Below are 9,763 nucleotides of genomic sequence, written 5' to 3' on the forward strand. Positions count from 1 at the left end.
TATAAGTACGATTATCTGATTAAAAAGAACCGATTATTTAATAACATAAAAATATTTTTAAAAATTTTTATGAGGAATAAAGCTGAATAATTTATAAATACTAATAACAACAGCTGTTATTGTAAGGCCTAAAGTGAAAAATTAGAATAAAATAAGATAACACTACTGAAAACGCATTATTGCCCGACTTGAAAGACTTTTTAAGAGGTATACACTATAAGTGAGCCTATTAAAAGATTAGGGAGTTTAGAATTTTATGGAGGCGTAATTATGAATGTGTTAAGTTTAGCACGTTTCCAATTCGCAATGACGACCATATTCCACTTCTTCTTTGTACCATTTACAATTGGTACAATCTTCGTGGTTGCGATTATGGAATCAATGTATGTCCACACTGGAAACCCTAATTATCGCAAAATGACTAAATTCTGGGGAAATGTCTTCCTCTTAACTTTCGCCGTTGGTGTGGTAACTGGATTAATTCAGGAATTCCAATTCGGTATGAATTGGTCAGATTATTCAAGATTCATGGGTGATATTTTCGGAGCTCCATTAGCATTTGAAGCTTTGCTATCATTCTTTATTGAATCAACATTTATTGGTCTTTGGTTATTTACCTGGGATCGTGTAAAGAAGGGCTTGCACCTATTCTTTGCATGGATGATTGTCTTTGGTACTTTAACTTCAGCACTTTGGATTTTGACAGCTAACTCATTTATGCAGCATCCCGTTGGATTTAGTATCCGCGGTGGTCGTGCAGTCATGGTTGACTTTGGTGCATTGCTTAGCAACCGTCAATTATTATATGAATATACTCACGTAATTTTTGGTGCATTGCTTACCGGTGCTACCATTCTTACAGGTTTAGCTGCATTCCAATTACTTAAAAAACGTAGCATATCAGATGTTAACAAGAAGATTTATCATAAAACTATTCGTTTAGGATTGGTTTTAATGTTAATTTTCTCATCTTGTGAGTTTGTTGCCGGTGACTTCCAAATGAGATATTTGGTTCATGAACAACCAATGAAGTTCGCTGCAGCAGAAGGTGTAACGACTACGACCGGTGAAAAAGCACCATGGACTGTAGTTGGCTATGTCGATCCTAAGACTCATAACATGAAAGGAAACATTGATATTCCCGATGTATTGAGTATTCTTTCATACCACAAGACCACAGGCGCCGTAACTGGTATGAAAGAAGTTAATAAGCAACTTGAAAAGAGATATGGAACTAAGATTGACAACCATAAGATGGATTATTATGTTCCAGCTAACACTTTGTTCTGGTCATTCCGTGTAATGTGTGGCTTTGCTGCATTATTATTCTTAGTTTCAATTGTAGGATTGATCATGACACGCAAAGGCAAAGAAAGTCTTTACAGCCATCGTTGGTGTCTATGGGTACTAGCAATTTTGACTTTCTCACCATTTATTGTTAATACTGCAGGTTGGTTAATTACTGAACTTGGTCGTTATCCATGGACTGTTTATGGACTATTTACTATTGCACAAAGTGTATCACCAAGTGTATCAGCAACATCATTGTTAATTTCCAATATTGTTTACTTCTCATTGTTTACAATTTTGGCAATTGTAATGATTGCTTTAACTGTTCGCTTCTTGCGTAATGACCCAGAAGAATGGGAAAAAGCTGGAGACGAAAAGAGAGCTACTGATCCATTTGCAAAGGGGGCCTTTTAAATGTCAGCGTCAGTTTTGCAAATATTATGGTTTATCTTATTAGCCGTTTTGTTTTCCGGCTTCTTCTTCCTGGATGGTTTTGACTTCGGTGTGGGAATGGCTGTAAAAACATTAGCTTATAATGATGCCGAAAGAACTCAAATTGTCAGAACTATTGGACCTGTGTGGGATGGTAATGAGGTATGGCTTATTACCGCAGGTGGTGCTATGTTTGCATCATTCCCATATTGGTATGCAACATTATTTTCAGGATACTACATTATTTTGCTGATTATCTTGGTTGGCTTAATTATTCGTGGTGTATCCTTTGAGTTTAGGTCAAAGAGTAGTGCAGCCCATCGTCATATTTGGGATAACATAATGGCAATCGGGAGTTTCCTTGTTCCATTCTTCTTCGGAATCATGTTTATCTCAATGATTAAAGGGATGCCAATCGATGCAAATGGTAATATTTATGGTCATTTCTTCGATTACATTAACTGGTTCTCAGTAGTAGGTGGTGTTGCTTTAACACTTCTTTGCTACTTACATGGTTTGAACTATATTACTTTAAAGACAAAAGGCGTAATTTCAGATCGTGCCCAAAATTATGCTCATGCACTTTACTGGGTACTCTATATTGGTGAAGTTATTTTTGCTTTACTATTATTCTTCCAAACAGACTTCTTAAAGGTTCATCCAATTTTGACTCTAATCTGCCTAGCTTTAATCGTGGGCTTCTCAGTTGCAGCACACGTTTCAACCTTTAAGAACAAGCAAGGTACCGCTCTTACATTTAGTGGTCTTACCTTGATTTCATTGGTAGCATTAATCTTCTGCGGATTGTTCCCAAGAGTAATGATCTCATCAATTAGTAGCAAATACGATTTGATGATCCAAAGTGCATCATCATCAAATTACACTTTAGTTGTAATGACAATTGCTACTGTAATCTTGGTACCTTGTGTTTTGGCTTACACAATCTGGGCTTACTGGATTTTCCGCAAGCGGATTGCAATGCCTAAAATTGGAGAGGTTAAATAATGATTGATCGACAGCTATTCAAACTTGCTGGCGCTAGTGCAATCATGAGAAAGCTTGCAGTAATTGAGATTCTGCAGGCTTTTTTCATAATTGGTCAGGCTTTGGCATTAAGTGCAGTTTTGACGGGACTTTGGGAAGGTCATGCTTTAAATTGGCTATTATTATTGCTATTTATTGTATGCTTTGCCTTGCGTCAATTGATTAATACTATTAGGGATGCAATTTTAAATAAATATTCTGGAAAAATTGCAGAAGACTTACGAGAAAAACTTTTAACCAAAGTATTTAATGAAGGACAAGCTCTAGTTCAAAAGCAGGGAACGGGTAGCTTGATTACGATGGCTTTGGATGGAGTTGATGAGGTTCGACAATATGTCAAACTGATTTATAGCAAAGTCCTTACGATGATGATCGTCCCGATCATAGTGTTTATCTGCATGCTTTGTTTAAATTGGCTTTCTGCAGTAATTCTGCTTTTGATGTATCCTTTAATTGTTCTTTTCATGATAATTTTGGGACATGCAGCACAAGATAAGGCGATTAAACAATTTGGTCGTTTCCAGGTTTTATCAAATAATTTTATTGATTCCTTACGTGGTATTGATACACTAAAATATTTGGGCCTAAGCAAGCGCTATTCAAAAAGTATTTATCGTTTAAGTGAAAACTTTCGCAAGAAAACAATGGCAGTGTTAAAAGTCGCAATGCTTTCAACTTTTGCTCTTGATTTCTTTACTACTTTATCAATTGCTATCATTGCAGTTTTTCTTGGTTTTGATTTGATGAATGGAAAAATCAATTTATTTCCTGCTTTGGGGATCTTGATTTTAGCACCAGACTTTTTCTTACCAATCCGAGATTTTGCAGGCGATTTTCATGCCACTCTAAATGGAAAAAATGCGTTTAAGAGAATTAATGAGTTAATCGCTGCTCCGAAAGAACCTGTAAAGAAAATTGCATTAACTGACTGGAGTGCAAATGATGAGTTAATAATTAATGACCTGCGTTTCAATTATTTAAAGGGTGCAGAAATTGGACCAATTAATTTTAAGATTAAAGGCTATCAAAAAATCGGAATTATCGGTATGAGTGGTTCTGGTAAGAGTACTTTGATTAACCTAATTAGTGGCTTTTTAACACCAAGTCAAGCTGATATTGAAATAGAAGGTCATAAAACTAACACGATGAACATCCCTGATTGGCAGAGGCAATTAATCTACATTCCGCAACAGCCATATGTTTTTTCAAAGTCTTTACGTGAAAATATTGCTTTTTATCACCCTGAAGCAACTGATCAAGAAATATTGCAGGCTATTCATGTCATGGGATTAGATGATTTATTAAACGACTTGCCTAAGGGCTTAGATACGGTTATCGGTCAAGGTAAAAGAGCTTTGTCTGGTGGTCAAGCGCAAAGAATTGCTTTAGCAAGGGCATTTCTAGATCCTAAACGTAAAGTGATGATCTTTGATGAGCCAACTGCTCACTTAGATATTGAAACTGAAATTGATTTGAAGACTAAAATGTTGCCTTTAATGCAAAAGCGCCTGGTCTTCTTTGCCACTCACCGGTTGCACTGGTTAAAAGAAATGGATTATATCCTAGTCATGAATCATGGACAGCTAGTAGGTCAGGGAACGTTTGCAGATTTGCAGGCAAATAATAGTTACTTTATTGATTTAATTCACGGAATGAGAGGCGAAAGCAATGATCAATAGGATTCCAATTTTAAAAGCTCTAAAAAATGATCGTTGGGTTCGTCCTTTCTTAAAGCGCTACAAAAAAACTTTGATCTTAGCAATTTTCTTGGGTATTTTGACGTTCTTCTGCGGTGGAGGATTGATGTTCTGCGCAGGTTACTTGATTAGTAGATCTGCTGCACGACCTGAAAATATTTTACTAGTTTATGTACCGATAGTTTTGACCAGAGCATTTGGTGTGTTCCGTCCAGCTGTCCGTTATGTTGAACGGTTAGTAAGTCATAACTGGGTCTTTAGAATGACTTCCAAATTCCGCCAGCAGCTTTATGATTCGTTGGAACGGGATGCTACTAATTTTAATAGTAAGTATCAACTAGGCGATATCTTAGGCTTATTGTCTGATGATGTTAGCCACATTCAAAACCTGTATTTAAGATCTATTTTTCCAATGATGGTAGCTTGGGGCCTATATGCAATTATTGTAATTGGCTTAGGTTGGCTATCTCCATTAATGGGATTATGGATGCTAGTAGTTTTTGGCTTAATTATTTTTGCTATTCCAATTTGGTCAGTGCTTGTAAACGGAGCTAGACAGACCTATGAAAAGCAGATGCAAGATAAACTGTATGCTGATCTGACAGATAACGTGATGGGTGTCAACGATTGGGTTTTATCCGGTCGTGGTTCAGCCTTTTTGAAGCTCCATGTTAAAGATCAACAAGAACTTTTTGAAGTTGATCAGGTGATGAAAAAGTTTGAACGTTGGCGTGATTATACTTTTCAGCTAGTATATCTGTTAGCGATTGTCAGTTTGATAATTTGGGGCATGTTTCGCTTTGGTCAAAGAGATACCTATTATACAAACTGGATTGCAGCGTTTGCATTGGCACTATTTCCAACCGTGTCAGCCTTTGCGGGATTGCCAGCCGCAGCTCAGGAAACAAATATTTATAAGGATTCGTTAAATCGATTAAATAATTTACCTGGACCAGAAGTTGAAAATAAGAAAGCAATTACCCTTAAGGCTCCATATGAAATTGATCTTAAGGATGTGCATTATACTTATCCCAAGACTGATAAAGAGATTTTGCACGGTCTTAATTTAACCATTAAGAATGGTGAAAAGTTAGCAATTTTAGGACGTAGTGGTGCTGGTAAAAGCACGCTCGCTTCATTATTGCGTGGAGATCGTACTCCTGATAGCGGTAGTATTACGCTAAATGGAATTTCGACAGATCAATTTGGTGATCAGATTGCTAATTATTTCAGTATAATTAATCAAAATCCTTACTTGTTTAACACAACAATTGGCAATAATCTCCGCTTAGGAAATGAAGATGCTACAGATGATCAATTGTGGGATGTGTTAAGACGAGTAGGATTAGATCAAATGGTTGAAAAACTGCCGCAGGGTTTAGAAACAGAAGTAGATGAAGCAGGTTTACGTTTTTCAGGTGGTGAGCGTCACCGCTTGGCTTTGGCAAGAATTTTGTTAAAAGATACGCCGATTGTATTGCTTGATGAGCCAACAGTAGGATTAGATCCTATTACTGAACAAGCTGTGATCGATACTTTTATGACTCAGCTTAAAGGAAAAACTTTGATTTGGATTACACACCACTTGCAGGGAATTGATCAAATGGATCAGGTTATTTTCCTAGAAGATGGGAAAATTTATATGCAAGGCAGTCCAAAAGAGTTGTGGCAAACTGAGCAGCGTTATCGTGAATTAAAGAGAGCAGATCAAGGTCTGTGAGGAAAAAGCAATGTTAACAAATAAAGTACCTGAAAAAGACGTTAATGATTTATTTACCCGCGTTGCTCCCAATTATGATTTGATGAATAATATGGTCAGTTTGGGCATCCAGAATATTTGGCGGAAACAATTTTTAACCAGATTAAATTTGAAAAGCACAGATCAATGTTTAGATTTATGTTGTGGCACTGGCGATTCTACTATTGCTTTAGCGAAAAAAGTTAAATTGGTAACTGGCCTAGACTTTAATCAAGCGATGTTAAAACTGGCCCACGAAAAGATAGTGAAAAAGCATTTGCAACCGAAAGTTAAATTAGTTAACGGGGATGCAATGAATTTGCCTTTCGCGGCGAGAAGTTTTGATTGTGTTACCATTTGTTTTGGCTTACGCAATGTGCCCGATGCAGAAAAGACCGTTAAAGAAGCTTATCGGGTTTTAAAACCTGGCGGACAATTTGCCATTTTAGAAATGTCGCAGCCTAATAATCAGATCATTAAATTAGGTTGGCGTGCGTATTTTGAAATTTTCCCTTATTGGGCAAAGCTGGTTAAGAGCAATGTGCGAGATTATCAATATTTATCTAAAACAAGTAAAGAATTTTTATCTGTTCAACAATTAAAGCAATTATTAATTAAAAATGGATTTAGTCATGTCGCGGTTAAGAAATTAACTGGTGGAGCGGCAGCGATTCATATAGGAATTAAATAGATAAAAATTAGATGTATCGAAAGGATGTGGGCTAATGGCTTTAAATGTATTTTTGGAATTAATTGAAATTAAGGCCAAGACAGCTAGTGTAATACCATTTTTGTTAGGAATGTGCTTTAGTAAATTTTATTATCATCAACTAAATTGGCAGCTAGCTTTAATCTTCTTTATTGCGATGTTTTTATTCAATATGGTTGTCGATATGTTTGACAATTATTGCGATTATTATCATGCGGATAGTAAGAGTTACCAAGAAAAAACTAATATCATTGGTCGAGAAAATATTAACCCTAAGTTGGTTTTGGGTTTAATAATCGGATTTAGTGTGATTTCGGCATTGTTAGGTCTTTATCTTGTAAGTCAAGCCGGGTTGCCTGTTTTATGGATGGGTATCTTCTGTTTTGCCGTTGGGTATCTATATTCGTTTGGTCTGCATCCAATTTCAAGTTTGCCATTAGGCGAGCTATTTTCCGGTTTCACCATGGGCTTTATGATTGTTTTACTGAGCGTATACCTTAATACCTATCAAGTCTTTACCTGGAATTGGTTAACTATTGGACAAATCTTTTTGGTAGCTCTGGCAGATGAATTATGGATCTCTAATTTAATGCTGACCAACAATTTATGTGATGCTCAAGAAGACGAAGATAATCACCGTACGACTATCATTCATTTTATTGGTAAAAAGGGCGGATTAATCGCTTTAACCGTCAAAAATGTATTGGCATTTTTGATTATTGGAATTTTACCTTTCTTGGGACTTGCACCAAAAACTGTTTGGCTAACGATCTTAATCGTTCCATTTATCTATCAACAAAATAAGATAATTATTCATAAACAAGTTAAAACGGAAACCTTTAGTACCGGTGTTAAAACACTGTTAGTAGGGTCTGCCGCATATCTATTTACATATTTCTTAGGAATTATATTTTAAAAGAGTAGGAGGATTCAATCATGAAAAAGGTTGTTGTATTAGGTGCTGGTTTTGCCGGCATTAAGACCGTCGTTAAACTGCAAAAAAAATTGCGTAAAGAAGTTAAGATTATTTTAGTTGATCGCAATCCATTTCACTGTGAGACATTCCGTTTGTATGACGTGGTATCTGGTGAAGCGCCATACACCGCAATATCGTATCCAGTAGCAGATGTGATTAATCCAAAGATGACTACCTTTATCCAAGATGAAGTTAAGAAAATTGATTACCAAAATAAAACGGTAGAATTAGCCAAGCATACTCCTTTAAAATATGATTATTGTGTAATTGGATTAGGCTTTACGTTAAGCACATTTGGAATCGATGGCGTGCAAGAACATGCATTGCCTATGTATAATGTGGAATCTGCCGAGGCTATTCGGAATCATCTGTATGCAAGCATGCGTGATTATAAAAAGACTAAGAATCCGAATGATTTGGTAATAACAATGTGTGGGTCAGGCTTTCAGGCAGTAGAAGTAACCAACGCTATAGCTATGAATAGACCTCGTTTTGCCAAATTAGCAGGAGTTAGTCCTGATCAAATCAAAATCAAGATGTTTAATAGCTCTAAGAGAATGTTGCCAATGTTTGGCGATAAGCAATGTAATTATGCTTTGAATAAGATCAAAGAAAATGATATTGATATCATTAATCAAGCGCGCATTAGTCAAATTCAAGCGGATGGCGTTTGCTATAAGATTGGTGATCAAGCTGAAGAAAAGAAGTTGGCAACTAATAACATAATTTGGATGATGGGCTTTAGTGGTAATCCAGTAATTGCGGACTCTGGTTTTAAGGAACAACGTGACAAGATTACAGTAACTGATCATTTAACAGCTCCTGAAAGTGAAGACATCTATGTTTTAGGGGATGTCGCTTCAGTGCCACAACCAGGAAAGAGCTGGCCTTTGCCAAATACTGGTCAATTAGCTTTATCTATGGCTAATTATGCAGCCGATGATATTCATGCGAGAGTGAATGGCTATAGTCGTCCTAACCCATTTGTTTACCATGACTTAGGTGTTGTGGTTGATTTGGGTAAAAGTGCTGTAGGCTTAGCATTAGGCGTTAAATTATATGGCTATTGGGCTTCGGTGATGAAGAAGATCACTATTGATAAATCGATCTTTGAAACCGGCGGCGTTAAAGGAACGTTGTCTATTGGTCGTTTTGACTTTTATCATTAAAATAAAAATTTACATAAATAAAATAAGTGATGGATCTTTGATGATTCATCGCTTATTTGTTTTGGTATTATATTTCTTTCCGAATTCGGTCGGTGAAATCTGATATCTTTTACGAAAAAGGCGATTAAAGCTCTGATAGCTTTGAAAACCGGAAGAAAGTGCAATGTAAGAAATCGTTCCAGAATCCGATTTTAGTAGTTCACTTGTTCTTTTTAAGCGGTAATCGATTATAAATTGTTCTGGACTTTGATTAGAGTTTTTCTCCTGAATTTTTAATCATAAAAAACAAGAATTTATCATAGATCGCGGAAATTGCGGAGTTCATTTTGGTGAAAGTTATGGCAATAGTCGCAGTTGTCATTTAAATCTATATCAAAAAATAAAAGTTAGAATCTTACAAGATGAATCTTCAGCTAAAATTTTCTTAGATGATGGTAAAAAAGTATTTTCAATGCGAGTTTTTCCTGATGAAAAAGCTAACCGAATTTTTGTAACAAGTGAAAATGGTGAAGCTAAAGTAGAAGGTACTATTTATCAATTAAGATCAGCTGAACTATAAAAAAGAAGCATAGAAAGTTCTATGCTCCTTTTTAGTAAGTAGAATACGGAGAAAAATATGCAAAATTTAATTACAGTTGATGAAGAAAATAAAGTTTTCCTGAATTGTCAAATTAAGTGCAACAGTTAGGCTATGAAGAAATATATTGC

General features: G+C 36.0%; 9 protein-coding genes. 8 read left to right on the plus strand and 1 reads right to left on the minus strand.

The window, feature by feature from the left end; translation table 11 throughout:
- Positions 1–270 precede the first annotated feature (270 nt).
- The 7 genes from CP357_RS05125 to CP357_RS05155 are packed head-to-tail and all read left to right on the plus strand — an operon-like array spanning position 271 to position 9,055.
- Positions 271–1,704, plus strand: coding sequence for a cytochrome ubiquinol oxidase subunit I (locus CP357_RS05125; protein ID WP_098036704.1), 1,434 nt, complete (start codon positions 271–273; stop codon positions 1,702–1,704).
- A complete protein-coding gene (gene cydB / locus CP357_RS05130; protein WP_098036705.1) occupies positions 1,705–2,727 on the plus strand; it encodes a cytochrome d ubiquinol oxidase subunit II in 1,023 nt (340 codons plus the stop codon).
- Positions 2,727–4,445, plus strand: a complete 1,719-nt coding sequence (gene cydD, locus CP357_RS05135; protein WP_098036706.1) for a thiol reductant ABC exporter subunit CydD — start codon at positions 2,727–2,729, stop codon at positions 4,443–4,445. The genes cydB and cydD overlap by 1 nt, the downstream gene beginning before the upstream one ends.
- Positions 4,435–6,183: a thiol reductant ABC exporter subunit CydC gene (gene cydC / locus CP357_RS05140; RefSeq protein ID WP_025005354.1), complete on the plus strand. Its 1,749-nt coding sequence runs from the start codon at positions 4,435–4,437 to the stop codon at positions 6,181–6,183. Before cydD ends, cydC begins: the two co-directional genes overlap by 11 nt.
- Before the next feature lie 10 nt (positions 6,184–6,193).
- Positions 6,194–6,892, plus strand: coding sequence for a bifunctional demethylmenaquinone methyltransferase/2-methoxy-6-polyprenyl-1,4-benzoquinol methylase UbiE (gene ubiE / locus CP357_RS05145; RefSeq protein WP_098036707.1), 699 nt, complete (start codon positions 6,194–6,196; stop codon positions 6,890–6,892).
- A gap of 34 nt (positions 6,893–6,926) precedes the next feature.
- A complete protein-coding gene (locus tag CP357_RS05150; RefSeq protein ID WP_087235797.1) occupies positions 6,927–7,826 on the plus strand; it encodes a prenyltransferase in 900 nt (299 codons plus the stop codon).
- 20 nt (positions 7,827–7,846) lie between these two features.
- Complete coding sequence (locus CP357_RS05155; protein ID WP_098036708.1) at positions 7,847–9,055, plus strand: NAD(P)/FAD-dependent oxidoreductase; 1,209 nt, start codon at positions 7,847–7,849, stop codon at positions 9,053–9,055.
- Positions 9,056–9,100: 45 nt separating this feature from the next.
- Here CP357_RS05155 and CP357_RS10700 read toward each other — a convergent pair whose 3' ends face one another.
- Complete coding sequence (locus CP357_RS10700; RefSeq protein WP_098036710.1) at positions 9,101–9,325, minus strand: AraC family transcriptional regulator; 225 nt, start codon at positions 9,323–9,325, stop codon at positions 9,101–9,103.
- Between CP357_RS10700 and CP357_RS10225 the strand changes: the two genes are divergently transcribed.
- The gene (locus tag CP357_RS10225; protein WP_158227258.1) at positions 9,324–9,614 is read left to right on the plus strand and encodes a GH32 C-terminal domain-containing protein; all 291 of its coding nucleotides are present in this window, start codon (positions 9,324–9,326) and stop codon (positions 9,612–9,614) included. The two genes, CP357_RS10700 and CP357_RS10225, sit on opposite strands and share 2 nt — an antisense overlap.
- Positions 9,615–9,763: the final 149 nt, after the last annotated feature.

The sequence above is a fragment of the Lactobacillus sp. UMNPBX6 genome, from assembly GCF_002553975.1.
Lineage (GTDB): Bacteria > Bacillota > Bacilli > Lactobacillales > Lactobacillaceae > Lactobacillus > Lactobacillus gallinarum.